Raw genomic sequence first — 18103 nt, 5'->3', positions numbered from 1 at the left:
CGGTACGTCGTGCCCCCGTCATCACGCGGTTCCCGCGCCTGAGTTGTGGAAATCCGGCCCCGTCAGCGAACTGTGCGCACCATCGTGTCGGAGCCCTCTCCCGAGGCGACCGTCACGTAACCCTCGCTGATGTAGAGGCGCTGGGCGAAGTTGGAGCGCTCGACGCTGAGGCTGAGTCGCGCGTGGCCGCGCGCCGCCGCGTCGCGCGCCAGCTCGCGCAGCAGCGCCCGGCCGACGCCCTGCGCGCGCCACTGGGGGTAGACGCCCAGCGTCAGCTCGGGCACCCCGGCCGCGACGAAGCCGTAGCCGGGGTCGCTCGGCGAGAACAGGCGCGCCCAGGCGGCGCCGACAGGCACGCCGCGGGCGTCCTCGGCCACGCAACCGAAGTCGCCCGGCCGCTGCCAGCCCGCGATGTAGTGGCGGACGGACGGATCGTCGAGGACCGTCACCCGCGGCCTGGTGCGCACCGGATTCCAGTTCGCCGCCTCCACCAGCATGTCCGCGAGCACCCGGGCGTCGCCGGGAACGGCGGGACGGATGTGGAACGCGTTCATGGACGAACGTTACCCACCGGCGTGTTTCCGGCGGGTAACGATCCCGGCCGGCCTGCGCGAGGCCGGGTCAGGCCTCGATCACCAGCGGCACGATCATCGGCCGGCGGCGGTAGCTGGTGTTGACCCAGCGGCCGACGGTCCGGCGGACCACCTGCGAGAGCGCGTGCGAGTCGCGGACACCGTTGTGGGCGGCCTCCGAGAGGGCGGCGGCGATCTTCGGCTTGACGTCGTCGAACACCGCGTCGTCCTCCGCGAAACCGCGGGCGTGCACCTCGGGGCCCGTCACGATGCGGCCGGTCGCGGCCTCCACGACGACGATGATCGAGATGAAGCCCTCCTCGCCCAGGATGCGGCGGTCCTTCAGGTCGGCGTCGGTGATCTCGCCGACGCTGGAGCCGTCGACGTAGACGAAGCCCAGGTCGAGCTGGCCGACCACACGGGCGACGCCGTCGCGCAGGTCGACGACCGAGCCGTCCTCCGCCAGGATCGTGTTCTTCTCGGGAACGCCGGTGTCCATCGCGAGGCGCGCGTTGGCCACCAGGTGGCGGTACTCGCCGTGCACGGGCATGACGTTCTTCGGCTTCAGGATGTTGTAGCAGTAGAGCAGCTCGCCCGCGGCCGCGTGGCCCGAGACGTGGACCTTCGCGTTGCCCTTGTGTACGACGTTCGCACCGAGCTTGGTGAGCCCGTCGATGACGCGGTAGACCGCGTTCTCGTTGCCCGGGATGAGGCTCGACGCCAGGATCACCGTGTCGCCGGGACCGACCTCGATCTGGTGGTCCAGGTTCGCCATCCGCGCGAGCACGGCCATGGGCTCGCCCTGCGATCCGGTCGACATGTAGACGATCTCGTCGTCGGGGAGGTCGGCGGCCTTCTTGTAGTCGATGAGCACGCCATCGGGGACCTTGAGGTAGCCGAGCTCCGCCGCGATGGTCATGTTGCGGACCATCGAGCGGCCGAGGAGGGCGACGCGGCGGCCGTTCGCGGCGGCGGCGTCGAGCACCTGCTGCACGCGGTGGACGTGGCTGGAGAAGCTGGCGACGATCACGCGACGGGGCGCCCGGGCGATGACGGCGTCGAGCACCGGGCCGATCGAGCGCTCCAGGGGCGTGAAGCCCGGGACGTCGGCGTTGGTCGAGTCGGCGAGGAACAGGTCGACGCCCTTCTCGCCGAGGCGCGCGAAGGCCCGCAGGTCGGTGATGCGGTCGTCGAGCGGAAGCTGGTCCATCTTGAAGTCGCCGGTGTGGAGCACGACCCCGGCCGGGGTGGTGATCGCCACGGCGAGCGCATCCGGGATGGAGTGGTTGACCGCGACGAATTCCAGGGAGAACGGGCCGAGCTGCTCGACCTGCCCCTCCTTGACCGTGAGCGTGTACGGCTGGATGCGGTGCTCCTTGAGCTTCGCCTCCACCAGGGCCAGCGTCAGACCCGAGCCGATCAGCGGGATGTCGCGCCGCAGCCTGAGCAGGTACGGAACGGCGCCGATGTGGTCCTCGTGCCCGTGGGTGAGCACGACGCCGACGACGTCATCCAAGCGATCGCGCACCGGGGCGAAGTCGGGGAGGATGAGGTCGACGCCCGGCTGGTCCTGCTCGGGGAAGAGGACGCCGCAGTCGACGATGAGGAGTTTTCCCTCGTATTCGAAGACGGTCATGTTGCGGCCGATCTCACCGAGACCGCCCGTCGGGATGATGCGGAGTGTTCCGGGTTCGAGCGCGGGAGGCTCGGCGACGAGGTTGGGCATGTGCCCTCCTATTTCTGTGTTCTTCGCGGGGCTTCGCGCGCCCGCCATGTGTTCGACCGCCTGTGCGGTCGTCAGCGTGTGGTCCCGGCGATCTTCGGGAGCGCACCGCCCGCGGCCGCGTTGCGGTCGGGGCGGAAGTTCGAGAAGTCGACACCGGGGATGTCTGTGACGAGGTCGAGCTCGTCTTCGATCTGAGCGGCCTCCCACTCCTCGGGCCCGACGAGCGGCAGACGCACGCGGGGGCTCGAGATGCGGCCGAGGCCGTGGAGGATGTACTTGGCAGCAACGGTACCGGGCACGTGTGTCATCACCGCGCGCACCAGCGGTTCGAGCTTCATGTGGGCGGCGGTGGCGGTCGCCAGGTCGCCTGCGTTGACCGCATCCACGATCTGGCGGTACGGGGTCGCGGCGATGTTGGCGGTGACGCCGATGAGCCCGCTCGCCCCGATGGAGAGGTGCGGGAGCACGTTGGCGTCGTCGCCCGAGAAGTACATCAGGTCGGTCTGGTTGAGCACGCGGCTGACCTCGCTGAAGTCGCCCTTCGCGTCCTTGATCGCGAGCACGTTCGGATGCTTCGCGATGCGGAGGATGGTCTCGTACTTGATCGGGACGCCGGTCCGGCCGGGGATGTCGTAGAGGATGACCGGAAGATCCGTCGAGTCGGCGATCATCCGGAAGTGGGTCAGGATGCCGGCCTGCGTCGGCTTGTTGTAATACGGCGTGACGACCATGACGCCGTCGGCCCCGGCCTTCTCGCTCTGCTGGTACAGCTGGATTGCGTGAGCCGTCTCGTTGGACCCGCCGCCGGTGATGATCTTGGCCCGGCCGTCGGCGACGGACTTGCCCACCTCGACCAGGCGGAGCTTCTCGGGGTCCGTCAGCGTCGAGGTCTCCCCCGTCGTGCCCGTGACCACGATGCCGTCCGCCCCCGCGCGGATCACGTCGTCGATGTGCTTCTCGACCGCCGCCCAGTCCACTTCGCCATCGGCGGTGAACGGGGTGACCAGGGCGACGAGGACCTGGCCGAACGGATTCTCGGAAGCAGCCATGGCACAAGGCTATCGGGTCGCCGTCACGGGAGGTCACATTAGCTGCGCTGTCCCCAGCGTCGGCGTAGCGTCCCGACCTGTGAACGGATTCGCGGCTCTCGGCATCCTGCTCGGGCTCGTCGCCGTCGTCACGGCGGCCGGTCTCCTCTGGCGCGCGACGACCGGCCGGGCCCGGACGGTGCGCACCCACGACGTCGTCATCCCCGCCGAGGTCGGCGTCGACGGCTTCGGCGGCCGTGCCACCCTCCTGCAGTTCTCCACCGAGTTCTGCGCACCCTGCCGCTCCACCGCCCGCGTGCTCGACGACGTCGCCGCCGACGTCGACGGCGTCACCCACACCGAGGTCGACCTCACCGAGAGGCCGGAGCTCGCCACCCGCTTCGGGATCCTCCAGACGCCGACGACCCTCGTCCTCGACGCCACGGGCGCTGTCCGCGCCCGGATCGGCGGCGCCGCCCGCCCGGCCGACGTCCGCCTCACCCTCCACCGCATCCTCGGGAGTGACCATGTCTCAGCCTGATCCGTCCGCTCGCACCGGCATCGACCCGCGGTCGCCGCGTTTCGGCGCCGGGATCACCGCTGTCCTGCTGCTGATCGACCTGTTCCTCTCGCTCATCGGGGCGACGGCCGGCGCGGCGGTACTGCTGCTCGTCATCGCGCTCCTCTTCGCCTGGGGTGCCTTCGCCGGCATCCGCCGCCATCCGTACGGCGTGCTGTTCCGCGCCGTGATCCGGCCCCGGCTCGCGCCTCCGACGGAGCTCGAGGACCCGGCGCCCCCGACTTTCGCGCAGGCGGTCGGGCTGCTCGTCACCGGCGTCGGCCTCGTTCTGTTTGTGTCCGGCGTGCCACTTGCCCTCCCGATCGCCGCGGCGCTCGCGTTCGCCGCCGCCTTCCTCAACTCCGTGTTCGGATACTGCCTGGGCTGCCAGCTGTATCTCCTGCTGGTGCGCGCGCGGCTCATCCGGCGCCGCGCCGACGCCTGAGCGAGCGGCCCAGCCGGGAATCCGCCCAGCACCCGGTGACGGTGTCGGAACCCGTCACTAGGGTGGAAGACGCCCGGCCGCGCTCGGCGGCGGAGCGTCACGAGGAGGTCTTCATGGCAGTCACCAGCGCATCCACCACCGTCTGGAACGGCGATCTCAGGAGCGGCTCCGGAACGGTCACGCTCGATTCGTCGCACGCGGCGGAACTGGCCGTCAACTGGAAGGCCCGCTCCGAGGGCGGCGCCGAGGTCACCACCCCGGAGGAACTGCTCGGAGCGGCGCACGCCGCCTGCTTCTCGATGGCCTTCTCGAACGTGCTCGCGCAGTTCGGCAACGCGCCGGAGAGCATCCGGACCACCGCCGCGGTCACCTTCGACCCGGCTCAGGGCATCACCGGCAGCCACCTGACCGTCACCGCGAGCGTTCCCGGGCTCTCGGACGAGGACTTCCAGCGCCTCGCGGATGAGGCCAAGAGCACCTGCCCGGTGTCGCGGGCACTGGTCGGCATCCCGATCACCCTCGACGCGTCGCTCGCCTGATCCGCCGGCGGCCGGACATGCGCGTACTGCTCGCCGGGGCCTCCGGCATGATCGGCGGCGAGCTGCGCCGCCAGCTGGCCGCGGCGGGACACGAGACGCGGAGGCTGGTCCGCCGCGAGCCCGCCGACGCCGACGAGTTCCGCTGGGCGCCGGAGGAACGCTCCATCGACCCCATGCTTCTCGACTGGGCCGACGCGGTCGTCAACCTCTCCGGCAGCTCGCTGCAGCGACTGCCCTGGACGCGCGCGACCAGGCGGCGCATCCTGTCGTCGCGCCTGCAGGCGACGGGCACGCTCGCCGAAGGGATGCGCCGGGCCGACACCCCGCCCGACGTGTTCGTCAGCGGCTCCGCCGTCGGCTACTACGGCGACCGCCCGGGCCAGCAGCTAACCGAGGCGGCGACGAAGGGGCGGGGATTCCTCGCCGATGTCGTCGACGCGTGGGAGGCGGCAGCCCGGCTCGCGCCATCGTCCACCCGGGTGGCGCTCGCGCGGACCGGTGTCGTCATCGGCCGCGGCGGCGCCCTGAAACCGCTGCTCCCGCTCGCCAAGGCGGGACTCGCCGGACCGCTCGGCGGCGGACGCCAGCACTGGCCCTGGGTCAGCTTGCACGACGAGGCGGCAGCGCTCGTCCATCTGCTGACCTCGTCGCTCGAGGGGCCGGTCAACATCGCCGGGCCGACGCCCGCGACGGCCGGAGAGATCGTGCGCGCGCTCGCACAGGCTGTGCGACGGCCGTACCTCCTGCCGGTGCCGAAGTTCGCGATCGAGCTGGCGCTGCAGGACGCCGGCCGTGAACTGCTGCTCGCGGATCAGCTGGTGGTGCCGAAGGCGCTACTCGACGACGGCTTCGAGTTCCGGGATCCGACGATCGAGGATGCGATGGACCGGCTCGTCGAGGTGCGCGCGGCCTGACGCAGTTGCACTCCCCCCGCCGGCATCCGGAGCCGGGTGCTCAGCGTGCCGCGGGACGTTCCGCCTTCGCCTGTGCACGCTCGAGGCGGATCGCCTGCCGCAGTGCTTCCCTCGCCCGACGCCGGTCTCCGGAGGCGTCGTAGGCGAGCCCGAGGCGGAACCAGGCGCGCCAGCTCTCCGGCTCCGCCTCGACCTCGGCGCGGTACCGCGGGAACTCCGCATCCGCGGCGTCCCGGAGCGGTCGGCCGCTCGCACGGGTCGGCAGGTCTTCGACGGGGAGCGCGCCCTCCGCATCCAGCTGCCGCACCAGACGCTCGGTGCGCGCGCCGAACAGCAGCTCCCGGCCGATGGCCCACGCGGCGATGAACGGGAGCACGATCAGCGCGACACCCATGGCGATGCCGACCGGCTCGCCGGTCAGCACGAGCATGATCGCGCGCTGGGTGACCAGCACGAGGTAGACGAGCAGGAGGACCGCCATCAGGATGGCGGCCAAACGGTTTCTCATAGCGGCCGGCCTCTTATCGCGTCGGGTCGGTGCCGTCGTCGCCCGCATCCCGGACGGTCGGGCGCGGCGGCTCGCCGCTCGGCTCGGCGATCCCGAGGTCGACGAGCTTGTCGAGGCCGACGGTCACGCCGGTCGCGGTCGCGGCCGCGCGCAGCGCGAGGAGGATGCCCGCCTCGTACGCCTCCGGGCCGATCGTGTCGTGGCGGATGGTCAGCTGCTCCCCCGCGCCGCCGAAGATCACCTGCTGCTGGGCGACGACCCCGCGCATCCGGAGGCTGTGGATGGGTACGCTCGCGACCTGCTGCCCGCGAGCGCGCTGGTCGGAGTGCGGCGCCTCCACCGGGCCCTTCGCCGCGCGTGCGGCGCCGATGAGTTCGGCCGTGCGCACCGCCGTGCCGGACGGCGAGTCGACCTTGCCCGCACCGTGGGTCTCCACGATCTCGATGGAGTCGAAGAACCGGGCGGCGACGGTGGCGAACGCGGTGCCCAGGGCCGAGCCGAGGGAGAAGTTGGGGATGACGACGGCGCCGCGTCCCTCGTGCTCGGCGACGCGACGCTCCAGGTCGAGGATGCGGTCCGCCGACCAGCCGGATGTCCCGACGAGAACGTTGAGGCCGTGATCGACCGCGAAGGCGACGATCCGGGGGCTGACCTGCGGAAGCGTCATGTCGACGAGCACGTCCGCGCCGAGCATGTCCTCCAGCGGCGAGCGGGAGCCGAGCCGTGCGACGAGCTCGAAGTCGTCGGCCTCCTCGATGAGACGGACCGCCACGCTTCCCAGTTTTCCGGTCGCCCCGGCGACGGCCACGCGAATGCTCACCCGATCAGCCTACCCGCGGGCCGCGTTACGCTGGGCCGATGGTGTCTTTCGCAGACGTCGCCGTCACCGACGCGACCGCCCACCGGATGCTGTCCGACTACTTCGCCGAGCGCGCGGAGACGTTCCCGAGCTCGCAGGGCGCGTACCGGACCTCGTTCCCGGATCCTGGCCAGTTCGTGGCGCCGAACGGCGTCTTCCTGCTCGCCTACGACGAAGGCGTGGAGGTGGGATGCGGCGGGATCCGCGAGTTGCGCGTCCCGCTGTCGGAGATCGAGGAGGGCGTGCCGGTCGTGCGATACGAGATCAAGCACCTGTGGGTGACGCCGACGCAGCGCGGCAACGGGTACGGCCGGGCGATCCTCGCCGAGCTGGAGCTGCGCGCCCGCGGCTTCGGTGCGACCGAGCTGGTGCTCGACACGAACGCGAGTCTGGAGGCGGCCGGCGGCCTGTACCGCTCGCACGGCTACGAGCCGATCCAGCCGTACAACGACAACCCCAACGCGACCGACTGGTTCCGCAAGCCCCTCCATTGACGCCGACAGCTCCTGAGTTTTTCGGCCGAATCGGCGCTCGGAGGCCGAAAAACTCAGGAGCTGTTCGCCGCTTGGCCGGGGGGGGTCAGACCGGCTGCAGCTCGGGGAGTCCCGTTCGCAGTTCGACCGGCAGATGCCCGAGGTCGTTGTGCACCACCAGCACCGGCGGCTTGGCGGAGCGGACGCGGATGATCGTCAGGCCGCAGTTCGCCTGGTTGAGGCCGAGCCAGCGCCAGTCCGGCGCGTCGAACACGTGCCGGACGAACCAGCCGATCACGAAGTTGTGGGTCACCAGCAGGTCGTGCCGGTCTCCCATCGCCGGGGTGAGGAACTCGTGCACGGCGTCATCCATCTGCGCGCGGCCCGCCTCGATCTCCGCCTCCGTCACCGGGCCGAAGAACGACTCGAACGCCTTGGGCATGTCCGGGGTCGGACCGGAGGGGATGCAGTCGAACAGCAGGCTCGACGGCTGCGGTTCGAGCGCCGGCATCCGCTCGGCCATGATCTCGGCTGTCTGGGTCGCCCGCACCAGGGGCGAGTGGTACATCGACGTGAACGGGATGCCGCTCAGCCGCTCGGCGACCAGCTGCGCCTGGCGTTTGCCGCGCGGGGAGAGCGGGCCGTCCGGCAGGCCGTGCTCGGCATCCTGCTGCTCGCCATGGCGCACGAGGTAGATGTAGTGGGGCACGAGCGGGACCTTTCGGAGATGGAACGGAAGGAAGGGCGGGTCAGGAGGCGAGGCCGGCGAACACGTCGTCGGTGACGCTCCCCACCGCGGCGACGGAGACCGGCCGGTCCGCCAGATCGGCGGCGAGGGCGCGCACATCGTCTGCGGTGACGAGGTGGAGGCGCCGGAGGCTCTCATCGAGGTCGGCGAACTCGCCGAGCGTGATCTCGGCACGGCCGAGACGGGACATGCGGGTGTCGGAGTCCTCGAGGGCGAGGGCCGCGCCACCGGACAGCTGGCCGACCGCGCGGCGCAGCTCGTCGGGCGTCACGCCGCCGGACGCGAGCCGCCGCAGCTCGTCGAGCATCAGCTCGGTGACCTGGCGTGCCTTCGCCGGGGTGCATCCTGCGTAGAGGCCGAACACGCCGGCGTCGGAGTACGAGCCAGAGAACGAGTAGACCGAATAGGCCAGGCCGCGACGCTCGCGCACCTCCTGGAACAGGCGGCTCGACATCCCGCCGCCGAGGATGGAGTTCAGCACGCTCATGGTCGTGCGGCGGTCGTCCGTGGCCAGGATCCCGGGCATTCCGACGAACACGTTGGCCTGCTCGATGGGGCGCTCCACCGTGACGATGGGGCTGCCGCGGCGGATGTCGGCGGGGACCGCAGGGCGGCGGGCGACCGGGGTGGCGACGAGCTCCGGATCCCAGCCCGCGGCGGCGAGAGCCCGCTCGACGCCGGCGACCAGCAGTTCGTGGTCGACGGCGCCCGCGGCGGTGATCACGAGGTCCTGCGGCCGGTAGTTGGCGCGGTAGTGCTCCCACACGCCGTCGCGGCTCGCGGCACGGATGGTGTCGGGGCGACCGCCGATGGGACGGCCCAGCGGGTGGTCGCCGAGGACGGCCTGGAACATCCGCTCGTTGGCGACGTCGGCCGGGTCGTCCTCCGCCATGGAGAGCTCCTCGAGGATGACGCCGCGCTCGTTCTCGAACTCGGCCGCGTCGAGCACCGACGACGTGAGCATGTCGCCGATGACCTCGACCGCCATCGCGAGGTCCCGGTCCTGGACCTTCGCGTAGTAGCAGGTGTATTCCTTGGCCGTCATGGCGTTGTGCTCGCCGCCCACCGAGTCGAACGACACGGCGATGTCGAGGGCGGTGCGGGTGCGCGTGCCCTTGAAGAGGAGGTGCTCGAGGAAGTGCGTGGAGCCGAGGGAGCCGGGATGCCCGGGCTGGCCGTCGCTCTCGTCGCGCGAGCCGACGGCGACCCAGTAGCCGAGTGTCGCGCTGCGTGCGCCGGGCACCTGCTCGCTGAGGATGCGGACTCCGCTCGGGAGCACCGTCCGCCGGACCAGCGCTTCGCCGGACGCCGCGAAGGTGAAGTCGGCCATACCGAGCGGGAGGTCGACTGCGCTGTTCATCCCCTCCACCCTACGCCAGAGCACGCGGGATGCCGCGGCTGGGAAAAAGAGGACAAACAGACTCGTCTGTCTACCGCTATACTGTGAAAGCCATCGTGTCCGGTGCCCCGCGCCGGATGCGATCGGCCCTACGAACAGCAATGCGGAGGCGACCCAGCCTCCCCGAAAAGGAGTCGTGCCGGATGGTCGTAAGTGCCCGAGCGACCATCCGGCCGCCCGCGCCGTCGAAGGTCAAGATCCTCGCGACGGCGGATCAGCTCTTCTATCAGGAGGGCATCCACACCGTCGGCGTGGACCGCATCATTGCGGGTGCCCGTGTGACGAAGGCGACGTTCTACAAGCACTACCGGTCGAAGGACCTGCTGATCATCGCGTACGTCGAGGGTCGCGACCGCCAGGTGCGCGAATGGTTCGCCGAGCAGGAGGCCAAGCACGACGACCCACGCGACATCGCACGCGCCCTCGTCGACTCGATCAACGACCAGGCCGTCAGCCCCGGCTTCCACGGCGACCCCTTCATCAACGCCGCCGCGCAGTTCGCCGACGAGACGGACCCGGTCCGTGTCGCCGTGACCGCGCACCGCGACTGGTACGCCGACCGCATCGAGGAGCTGTTCCGCCAGATCGGCCACCCGCGGCCGGGAGACGCCGCGGACGACCTCATCCTCGCGCGCGACGGCGCACTCGCCGGCGGCTACGTCGGCGACCCGATCGCCGCGGGCGCCGCCCTGCACCGGGCGCTCGACCGCATCCTCGGCGAGGTCTGACCGGCGCGACCAAGCTGTGGGTCGCGACACGCCGTTATGCGACCCGAATAACGGCGTGTTGCGACCCACGTCTGCGCGGCGGACCGGGCGGGCCGGGCAGGCGCGAGCTACTCCGAGACGCGGTCGAGGTCGAGCATCTGCGACCGCGTGAGGCGGATGCCCGCGGCGGCCATCAGCGCGTCGACCTGATCCGGCCGGCTGGCGCTGGCGACGGGTGCCGCGATCGTCCGCTTGGCGAGCAGCCAGGCGAGCGCGATGCTGGCGGGCGCCACGTGGTGCTCGGCCGCGATGCGGTCGAGGACGGCGAGCACGCGCTGGCCCCGACGGTTCACGTAGGCGGCGGCGCGGACGCTGCGCGCGCCCGCTGTCAGGTCGCCCTTGCTGCGGTACTTGCCGGTGAGGAAGCCGTTCGCCAGGGCGTAGTACGGCATCACCGCGAGCCCCTGCGCCGCCGCGACGATGCGCGGGGCGCTCTCGAACTCGCTGCGGTGCATCAGGTTGTACTGCGTCTGGATGGCGACGAACTTCGGCAAGCCCGACGATGCCAGGATGCGCGCCTCGATCAGGCGGTCCGCACTGAAGTTGGATGCGCCCAGGTACCGCACCTTGCCGCTCTCGATCAGCCACTCGGCCGTCGCCAGGCTGTCCTCCAGCGGAGTCTCCGGGTCGTCCTCGTGGAAGTAGAGCAGGTCGATGTGGTCGGTCTGCAGCCGCTCGAGGGACGCCTCGACGGCGCGGATCATGCTCACGGAGCCGAGGCCCGGGTTGTCGTGGTGCCGCCCGACCTTCGTCGCCACGACCATGCGGTCGCGGTTGCGGCGCTCGCGCATCCACTTGCCGATGAGCACCTCGCTGCGGCCGCCGACGTAGCTGTCGGCCGTGTCGATGAAGTCGCCGCCCAGCTCGGTGAAACGGTCGAGGATGGCGAGGGACGTGTCGCCGTCGGCCGTCCAGCCGAAGACGCTCGCGCCCAGCGACAGCGGGTACACCGCGAGGTCGCTCTCGCCGATGCGGCGGGGCGCGATGATCGACAGCGGGCCGGTGCTCGCGATGGCCGGGTCGACGTCGATGACGCCCGTCGGCGGCTCGGCGGAGCCGGCGCGCGGGTCGGCAGTGGCGCTGCTGCGGAGGCCGACGGTCTCGAGCAGGCGCAGGGGTAACAGCTGTGGCATGTCTCCCCCTCCCCCGCGACCTCCAACCGCCGCGTATGTCCGTTCCCCGCGAATCGATTGCCCTCGAATCGATTCGAGAACGGCGGATTCCCGATTGAACACTTGCAGCGTACGACATGCCTCCGACGTGCGAAGGACGAAACGGGTGAACCGTGGAGGAAAGGTAGGTCACAGTTTCATCACGAACGCCGGAGCACCGCCCGGGCGTGCGCGAGCACCGGTCCGTCGACCATCCGGCCCTCATGCCGGAACACTCCCCCGCCCGCGTTCTCGGCCGCCGCGAGCAGCTCGCGAGCAGCCTGTACCTCGGCCGGATCGGGCCGGTAGGCGGCCCGGATCGTCTCCACCTGACCGGGGTGGATGCACGCCGTCGCCGCGAATCCGACGGCCACCGCGTCCTCCGCCTCGGCCGCGAGTCCGGTGAGGTCGGCGATGTCGAGGTGCACTGTGTCGACGGCGTGGATGGATGCGGCGCCCGCCGCCAGCAGCACCGCCGACCGCGCGTGGCGGGCGATGTCGCGGTACCGTCCGTCGGCGTGCCTGCTCGACGTGCCGCCGAGCGAGGCGACGAGGTCTTCTGCACCCCACATCAGCGCGATCACGCCGGGCGCGGCGGCCAGCGACGGCGCCGCGAGCACGCCGGCGGCCGTCTCGCAGAGAGCGATGACGGCGTAGTCGCGCAGCCCGTCGAGGTCGGCCGGCCGCTCGGCCTTGGGGAGCATCACCGCGCGGTACGGCGTCGCGGCGAGCGCCGACAGGTCGGCGTCGTGGTCGTCGGTCCCGGTCGGGTTGACCCGAACGATGACGCGCTCGGGGTCCAGTTCCGACGCGACGAGCGCTTCCCGGGCCGCGGGCCGCGTTGCCGGGTCGACCGCATCCTCCAGGTCGAGGATCACCGCATCCGCGCGCTCGAGCGCTTTGGCGTAGCGCTCCGGGCGGTCGGCGGGGCAGAACAGCAGCGCCGGCCCCCAGGGGAATGGGGCGTCGCTCACAGGATCTCGTCCGACCCGTCGCCTCCCGCTGCGCCCGGATCGGACGCGACCGGAGAGACATCCCGGCACCACACCATCACCTGACGCGTCGCCGTGGCGACGACGACCCCATCCTGGTTGCGTCCGGTGTGCTCGAGCGTGACGATGCCCTGCCCGGGCCGGGAGGCGGAGAGCCGCTTCGCGAGCACGACGGTCTCCGAGTAGAGCGTGTCGCCGTGGTGCAGCGGATGCGGGAAGGCGACCTCGCTGAACCCCAGGTTCGCGACGATCGTGCCCTGCGTCAGCTGGGTGACCGAGGCTCCGACGATCGTCGCGAGCGTGAACATGGAGTTCACCAGCCGCTCCCCGAAGGGCTGCCGGGCGGACCACGCGGCGTCCAGGTGCAGCGCCTGCGTGTTCATGGTCAGGGTGGTGAAGAGGACGTTGTCGGCCTCCGTCACCGTGCGCCCGGGCCGGTGCAGGTACCGCGTCTCCGGCTCGAACTCCTCGTAGTAGAGCCCGCGCTGCTCGATCTCCCTCATGCCGCCTCCTCCAGCTCAACGCGCAGCGGTGCGCCGGTCGCGGCGACCACGTCGTCCACGGTGACGCCCGGGGCGACCTCCCGCAGCACCAGTCCGTCGTCCGTGACGTCGATGACGGCCAGGTCGGTGATGATCCGGTCGACGCATCCCGTGCCGGTCAGCGGGAGGCTGCACTCGGTCACGATCTTGGGCCGGCCTTCGCGGTCGACGTGCTCCATCATCACGATGAGCCGCTTGGCGCCGAAGACGAGGTCCATCGCGCCGCCCATCCCCTTCACCATCTTTCCGGGGATCATCCAGTTGGCGAGATCGCCCCGCTCCGAGACCTCCATCGCGCCGAGGACGGCCAGGTCGACGTGTCCGCCGCGCACCATCCCGAACGACAGCGACGAGTCGAAGAAGGCGGCGCCGCGGTTCACCGTGACCGTCTCCTTCCCCGCGTTGATGAGGTCGGGGTCGACCGCGTCGTCGGCGGGGTACGGGCCGACGCCGAGTACGCCGTTCTCCGAGTGCAGGATGACCTCGACGCCCTCCGGGATGTAGTTCGGGATGAGCGTGGGCATGCCGATGCCGAGGTTGACGTACTGCCCGTTCTCCAGCTCGCGCGCCACCCGGGCAGCGAGTTCAGTGCGGCTGAGGCTCATCGTGCGCTCCCTTCGGCGACCGTGCGCCGTTCGATCCGCTTCTCCACGCCCGGCGCGTGCACGACCCGCTGGACGAAGATTCCCGGGCAATGCACGGCGCCGGGATCGAGCTCGCCCGGCTCGACCAGCTCCTCCACCTCGGCGATGGTGACGCGGCCGGCCATCGCGGCGAGCGGGTTGAAGTTCATCGCGGCGGCATGGAAGACGAGGTTGCCGTGCCGGTCGCCCTTCGCGGCGTGGACGAGGGCGAAGTCGGGGCGGAGGGACCGCTCCAGCACGTACTCGGCATCGTCGAACGTCCGCACCTCCTTCGGCTCGCTCGCGACCGCGACGGAGCCGTCGGCGGCGTAGCGGCGCGGGAGGCCTCCCGTCGCGATCTGGGTGCCGACACCGGCGGGCGTGAAGAACGCGGGGATGCCCGCGCCGCCGGCCCGCAGCTTCTCGGCGAGCGTCCCCTGCGGGGTGAGCTCGACCTCCAGCTCGCCGGAGAGGAACTGGCGCGCGAACTCCTTGTTCTCGCCGACGTACGAGCTGATCATCTTGCGGATGCGGTGCTCGGCGAGCAGCAGCCCGAGGCCCCAGTCGTCGACGCCGCAGTTGTTGCTGACCACCTCGAGGTCGGTGGTCCCCGCATCGAGCATCGCCTGGATCAACGCGCTCGGGATGCCGCACAGGCCGAACCCTCCGACGGCGAGCGTGCTGCCGTCCGGGATGTCGGCGACGGCCTCCGCGGCGCTTCCGACGGTCTTGTCGATCATGCGTCCTCCCCTTCGAGGGTCTCTCGCCATCAGCTCCTGAGTTTTTCCGGCGACACGCCGGGTGCTGCGCCGAAAAACTCAGGAGCTGTCGGCTGCGGATTCAGGTTAGGCGGAGAAGCCCAGCGCGCGCGAGATCACCATCAGCTGGACCTCGCTCGTGCCCTCGCCGATCTCCAGGATCTTCGAGTCGCGGTAATGCCGCGCGACCGGGTTCTCGTTGAGGAAGCCGTAGCCGCCGAAGATCTGCGTGGCGTCGCGGGCGTTGTCCATCGCGGCCTCACTGGAGACCAGCTTGGCGACGGAGGCCTCCATCTTGAACGGCTTGCCGGCCATCAGCTTGAAGCAGGCGTCGTAGTAGGCGAGCCGGGCGGTGTGGACCCGAGCCTGCATCCGCGCGATCTTGAAGGCGATGTACTGGTTGGATCCGATCGGCCGGCCGAACACGTTCCGGCTCTTGGCGTAGCGGATGGCCTCCTCCAGGCAGCCCTGCGCGGCGCCCGTGCAGAGCGCGGCGAACGCCACACGGCCCTCGTCGAGGGTCGCCACGAAGTTCGCGTAGCCGCGGCCGCGCTCCCCCAGCAGGTTCGCCTCCGGGACGCGCACGTCGGTGAGGGTCAACGGATGCGTGTCCGAGGTGTGCCAGCCGACCTTGTCGTACACGGGCTCCGCGACGAAGCCGGGGGTGCCGGTCGGGACGATGATCGCCGACAGCTCCTTCTTCATCGATCCGTCCGCGCGCCGCTCCTCGCCGGTGACCGCCGTGATGGTGACCAGCCGTGTGATGTCCGATCCGGAGTTGGTGATGAACTGCTTGGTGCCGTTGATCACCCACTCGCCGTCGTGCAGCTCGGCCGTGGTCTTCGTGCCGGACGCGTCGGAGCCCGCCTCGGCCTCGGTGAGCCCGAAGCCGGCGAGCGCCTCGCCGCGGGCGAGCATCGGCAACCACTGCTGCTTCTGCTCCTCGGTGCCGCTGCGGAAGATCGGCATGGCGCCCAGCCCGACACCGGCCTCCAGGGTGACGCCGATCGACTGGTCGACGCGTCCCAGCTGCTCCACGGCGAGGCAGAGGGAGAGGTAGTCCTTGCCCTGGCCGCCGTATTCGACCGGGAACGGGAGACCGAACAGGCCCATCCGGCCCATCTCGGCGATGATGTCGTACGGGAGGCTGCGCTTGGTGTCGTACTCGTAGGCGGCGGGCGCGACGACCGTGTCGGCGAAGTCGCGGACCTCGTCACGGAGGCGGCGCTGCTCGTCGGTGAGCTGGAAGCCGGCGACGTCGGTGTCGTCGGATCCGGCGGCTCCGGCCGCGGGGCCGGTGGGGCGGGTCATCTGCATGGTCATGCGGGTCCTGTCTCTTGTGGTGACTATCGCTGTGCGGCGGCCGGTCGTGTCGGCGCCGCGTCCGCCGGCTGGGGCGGAACGTCGGAAGTGCTCGGGATGGGCGGAGTCGCGTCGGCAGCGTCCGCATCGTCCGCCTCGTCGGCGTCGACGCGGGCGACGAGCTGATCGAGCCGCACCAGGTCGCCGGGGCCGACGTGCACCGCGACGACGCCGTCGACGGGCGCCACCAGGCGGTGCTCCATCTTCATCGCCTCGACCACGACGACCGTGTCGCCCGCGGCGACGCGCGCGCCGGTCTCGACCGGGACGGCGACAACGGTGCCGGGCATAGGCGAGCGGAGCTCGGGATGCGCCGCGAGCGTCCCGCGGTCGACCGCGGCCAGCCGCTCGGCGAGGCGCGTCGCGCGGTCGCGCAGCCGCAGCGGACGGGAGCGGCCCTCGCGCGCCAGCCACACGGTGTCGCCGTCGCGCGCGGTGTCGAAGCGGATGGTCTCTCCGTCGAGGTCGAGCAGGGCGACCGCGGGGCGGCCCGCCGCATCCGGTTCGCGCAGGCGGAGGGAGGCGCGACGGGCGTCGGGCGTCGACGTATCTGCTGCATCCCGAACCACGGTGATCGTCGCATCCTCGACCGGTCCGCTGACGGACACCGCCACCCCGTCGACGTCGTACCGCACCGGTCGCGCCCGGCCGGGACGCCATCCCGTCGGCGCACCCCACACCGCGCCGACTCCGGTCGACGGCTGCTGCCAGCGCTCACGATGCGCGAGCAGCGCCGCTGCGATCAGCTCCGGCTCGGTCACCGGAGCGGGCGTCTGCTCGGCGAAGCGGCGGTCGATGAGCGTGGTGTCCATCCGTCCGGCGAGGACGTCGTCGTCGGAGACGAGCCCGACGAGCCACGCCAGGTTGGAGACCGCGCCGAGGATGCTCGTCCCTGCGAGCGCGCCGCGCAGTCGAGCGAAGGCCTGGTCACGATCCTCGCCCCAGGCGATGATCTTGGCGAGCATGGGGTCGTAGTCGGTGACGATCGGGATGCCTGCGACGATGCCGCTGTCGACCCGTACGCCGTCGCCCTCCGGCTCGCGCAGCGCCAGCACCTGACCGGCCGCGGGAAGGAAGCCGCGCTCCGGGTCCTCCGCGTAGACGCGGGCCTCGACGGCGTGGCCGTTCAGGCGCACGTCCTCCTGCGCGAACGACAGCGGCTCACCCGCGGCGATCCGCAGCTGCTGCTCGACGAGATCCAGACCCGTCACCAGCTCGGTGACGGGATGCTCGACCTGCAGCCGGGTGTTCATCTCCATGAAGAAGAACTCGTCCGACGCCTCGGCCGACACCAGGAACTCCACCGTGCCTGCGCCCACATAGCCGACGCTCTCGGCGACACGGCAGGCGGCCTCGCCGATGCGCGCTCTGGTCGCCTCGTCCAGCAGCGGCGACGGCGCCTCCTCCACCACCTTCTGGTGGCGGCGCTGCAGCGAGCACTCGCGCTCGCCCAGGTGCACGATCCCGCCGTGGCGGTCCGCGAGCACCTGCACCTCGATGTGGCGAGGGGAGGCGACCAGCCGCTCCAAGAACAGGGTGTCGTCGCCGAACGCGGCCGCGGCGACGCGTCGGGCCGCCCGCAGCGCCTCCGGGAGCTCGCCCGCAGAGCGCACGGCCTGCATCCCCTTGCCCCCGCCGCCCGCCGACGGCTTCACCAGCACCGGGAACCCGATGCGCTCGGCGGCGGCGATCAGGTCGTCGTCGCCGAGGCCCGGCTCGGCGAGCCCGGGGATCGTGGGAACGTCGTGCTCGGCGACCGCGTGCTTCGCCGTGATCTTGTCGCCCATGACCTCCAGCGCGTGGACGCCCGGGCCCACGAACACGATGCCCGCCACCTCGCACGCCTCAGCGAGCGCCGGGTTCTCGGAGAGGAAGCCGTAGCCGGGGTGGACGGCCTCGGCGCCGGTGCGGCGGGCCGCATCCACGATCCGCTCGACGTCGAGGTAGCTCTCGCGCGCGGCGGGCGGTCCGAGGCGCACGGCGACGTCGGCGAGCGCGACGTGCGGCGCATCGCGGTCGGCGTCGCTGTAGACCGCGACCGAGCGGATGCCCAGGCGCTGCAGGGTGCGGATGACGCGGCAGGCGATCTCGCCGCGGTTGGCGACGAGGACGGAGCGGAAGGGGGTGGTGGTCACGCG

The 18103-nt window shown here is 71.2% G+C and carries 20 protein-coding genes; 6 read left to right on the top strand and 14 right to left on the bottom strand.

The window, feature by feature from the left end:
* Positions 1 to 62: 62 nt before the first annotated feature.
* The 3 genes from ABIC47_RS18855 to dapA form a co-directional block, all read right to left on the bottom strand.
* Complete coding sequence (locus ABIC47_RS18855) at positions 63 to 554, bottom strand: GNAT family N-acetyltransferase (protein ID WP_089876411.1); 492 nt, start codon at positions 552 to 554, stop codon at positions 63 to 65.
* Between the two features lie 67 nt (positions 555 to 621).
* A complete protein-coding gene (locus tag ABIC47_RS18850) occupies positions 622 to 2298 on the bottom strand; it encodes a ribonuclease J (RefSeq protein ID WP_018191460.1) in 1677 nt (558 codons plus the stop codon).
* Positions 2299 to 2369: 71 nt separating this feature from the next.
* Complete coding sequence (gene dapA, locus ABIC47_RS18845) at positions 2370 to 3347, bottom strand: 4-hydroxy-tetrahydrodipicolinate synthase (protein ID WP_018191461.1); 978 nt, start codon at positions 3345 to 3347, stop codon at positions 2370 to 2372.
* Between the two features lie 79 nt (positions 3348 to 3426).
* On the opposite strand from dapA, the gene ABIC47_RS18840 reads away from it, so the two are divergent.
* The 4 genes from ABIC47_RS18840 to ABIC47_RS18825 all read left to right on the top strand — a co-directional run bounded on the left by ABIC47_RS18840 (position 3427) and on the right by ABIC47_RS18825 (position 5783).
* Positions 3427 to 3867, top strand: a complete 441-nt coding sequence (locus ABIC47_RS18840) for a TlpA family protein disulfide reductase (protein WP_020077311.1) — start codon at positions 3427 to 3429, stop codon at positions 3865 to 3867.
* Positions 3854 to 4330, top strand: coding sequence for a DUF4395 domain-containing protein (locus tag ABIC47_RS18835; protein ID WP_354483003.1), 477 nt, complete (start codon positions 3854 to 3856; stop codon positions 4328 to 4330). The genes ABIC47_RS18840 and ABIC47_RS18835 overlap by 14 nt, the downstream gene beginning before the upstream one ends.
* 113 nt (positions 4331 to 4443) lie before the next feature.
* Positions 4444 to 4869 carry an OsmC family peroxiredoxin gene (locus ABIC47_RS18830; RefSeq protein WP_026307219.1) on the top strand — a complete coding sequence of 142 codons (426 nt, stop codon included), beginning with the start codon at positions 4444 to 4446 and terminating at the stop codon, positions 4867 to 4869.
* 17 nt (positions 4870 to 4886) lie between these two features.
* A complete protein-coding gene (locus tag ABIC47_RS18825) occupies positions 4887 to 5783 on the top strand; it encodes a TIGR01777 family oxidoreductase (RefSeq protein WP_354483000.1) in 897 nt (298 codons plus the stop codon).
* A gap of 40 nt (positions 5784 to 5823) precedes the next feature.
* Here ABIC47_RS18825 and ABIC47_RS18820 read toward each other — a convergent pair whose 3' ends face one another.
* Both ABIC47_RS18820 and dapB read right to left on the bottom strand, forming a co-directional pair.
* Complete coding sequence (locus tag ABIC47_RS18820) at positions 5824 to 6291, bottom strand: tetratricopeptide repeat protein (RefSeq protein WP_354482997.1); 468 nt, start codon at positions 6289 to 6291, stop codon at positions 5824 to 5826.
* 13 nt (positions 6292 to 6304) lie between these two features.
* A complete protein-coding gene (dapB, locus tag ABIC47_RS18815; RefSeq protein ID WP_089876419.1) occupies positions 6305 to 7111 on the bottom strand; it encodes a 4-hydroxy-tetrahydrodipicolinate reductase in 807 nt (268 codons plus the stop codon).
* Between the two features lie 38 nt (positions 7112 to 7149).
* On the opposite strand from dapB, the gene ABIC47_RS18810 reads away from it, so the two are divergent.
* Positions 7150 to 7644, top strand: coding sequence for a GNAT family N-acetyltransferase (locus tag ABIC47_RS18810; RefSeq protein ID WP_018191468.1), 495 nt, complete (start codon positions 7150 to 7152; stop codon positions 7642 to 7644).
* An 85-nt stretch (positions 7645 to 7729) separates the two neighbouring features.
* Here ABIC47_RS18810 and ABIC47_RS18805 read toward each other — a convergent pair whose 3' ends face one another.
* Positions 7730 to 8332, bottom strand: a complete 603-nt coding sequence (locus ABIC47_RS18805; RefSeq protein ID WP_018191469.1) for a histidine phosphatase family protein — start codon at positions 8330 to 8332, stop codon at positions 7730 to 7732.
* A 40-nt stretch (positions 8333 to 8372) separates the two neighbouring features.
* The gene (locus ABIC47_RS18800; protein WP_354482994.1) at positions 8373 to 9731 is read right to left on the bottom strand and encodes a M16 family metallopeptidase; all 1359 of its coding nucleotides are present in this window, start codon (positions 9729 to 9731) and stop codon (positions 8373 to 8375) included.
* Positions 9732 to 9913: 182 nt separating this feature from the next.
* On the opposite strand from ABIC47_RS18800, the gene ABIC47_RS18795 reads away from it, so the two are divergent.
* Positions 9914 to 10498, top strand: coding sequence for a TetR/AcrR family transcriptional regulator (locus ABIC47_RS18795; RefSeq protein ID WP_018191471.1), 585 nt, complete (start codon positions 9914 to 9916; stop codon positions 10496 to 10498).
* Between the two features lie 107 nt (positions 10499 to 10605).
* On the opposite strand, the gene ABIC47_RS18790 is transcribed toward ABIC47_RS18795, so the two are convergent.
* The 7 genes from ABIC47_RS18790 to ABIC47_RS18760 form a co-directional block, all read right to left on the bottom strand.
* Positions 10606 to 11670: an aldo/keto reductase gene (locus ABIC47_RS18790; protein WP_018191472.1), complete on the bottom strand. Its 1065-nt coding sequence runs from the start codon at positions 11668 to 11670 to the stop codon at positions 10606 to 10608.
* Between the two features lie 179 nt (positions 11671 to 11849).
* Positions 11850 to 12662, bottom strand: a complete 813-nt coding sequence (locus ABIC47_RS18785; RefSeq protein WP_354482990.1) for an HpcH/HpaI aldolase/citrate lyase family protein — start codon at positions 12660 to 12662, stop codon at positions 11850 to 11852.
* A complete protein-coding gene (locus ABIC47_RS18780) occupies positions 12659 to 13183 on the bottom strand; it encodes a MaoC family dehydratase (protein ID WP_089876426.1) in 525 nt (174 codons plus the stop codon). Before ABIC47_RS18780 ends, ABIC47_RS18785 begins: the two co-directional genes overlap by 4 nt.
* Positions 13180 to 13827: a CoA transferase subunit B gene (locus tag ABIC47_RS18775; protein ID WP_354482987.1), complete on the bottom strand. Its 648-nt coding sequence runs from the start codon at positions 13825 to 13827 to the stop codon at positions 13180 to 13182. Before ABIC47_RS18775 ends, ABIC47_RS18780 begins: the two co-directional genes overlap by 4 nt.
* On the bottom strand, positions 13824 to 14585 hold the full coding sequence (locus ABIC47_RS18770) for a CoA transferase subunit A (protein ID WP_018191476.1): 762 nt from the start codon (positions 14583 to 14585) through the stop codon (positions 13824 to 13826). Before ABIC47_RS18770 ends, ABIC47_RS18775 begins: the two co-directional genes overlap by 4 nt.
* A gap of 105 nt (positions 14586 to 14690) precedes the next feature.
* Positions 14691 to 15926, bottom strand: coding sequence for an acyl-CoA dehydrogenase family protein (locus ABIC47_RS18765; protein ID WP_354482984.1), 1236 nt, complete (start codon positions 15924 to 15926; stop codon positions 14691 to 14693).
* Between the two features lie 23 nt (positions 15927 to 15949).
* Positions 15950 to 18100, bottom strand: coding sequence for an acetyl/propionyl/methylcrotonyl-CoA carboxylase subunit alpha (locus ABIC47_RS18760; RefSeq protein WP_354482982.1), 2151 nt, complete (start codon positions 18098 to 18100; stop codon positions 15950 to 15952).
* Positions 18101 to 18103: the final 3 nt, after the last annotated feature.

Origin of the sequence: Leifsonia sp. 563 (assembly GCF_040545055.1) — a bacterium.
GTDB lineage: Bacteria > Actinomycetota > Actinomycetes > Actinomycetales > Microbacteriaceae > Leifsonia.
This window is presented reverse-complemented; position numbering and strand designations above follow the sequence as displayed.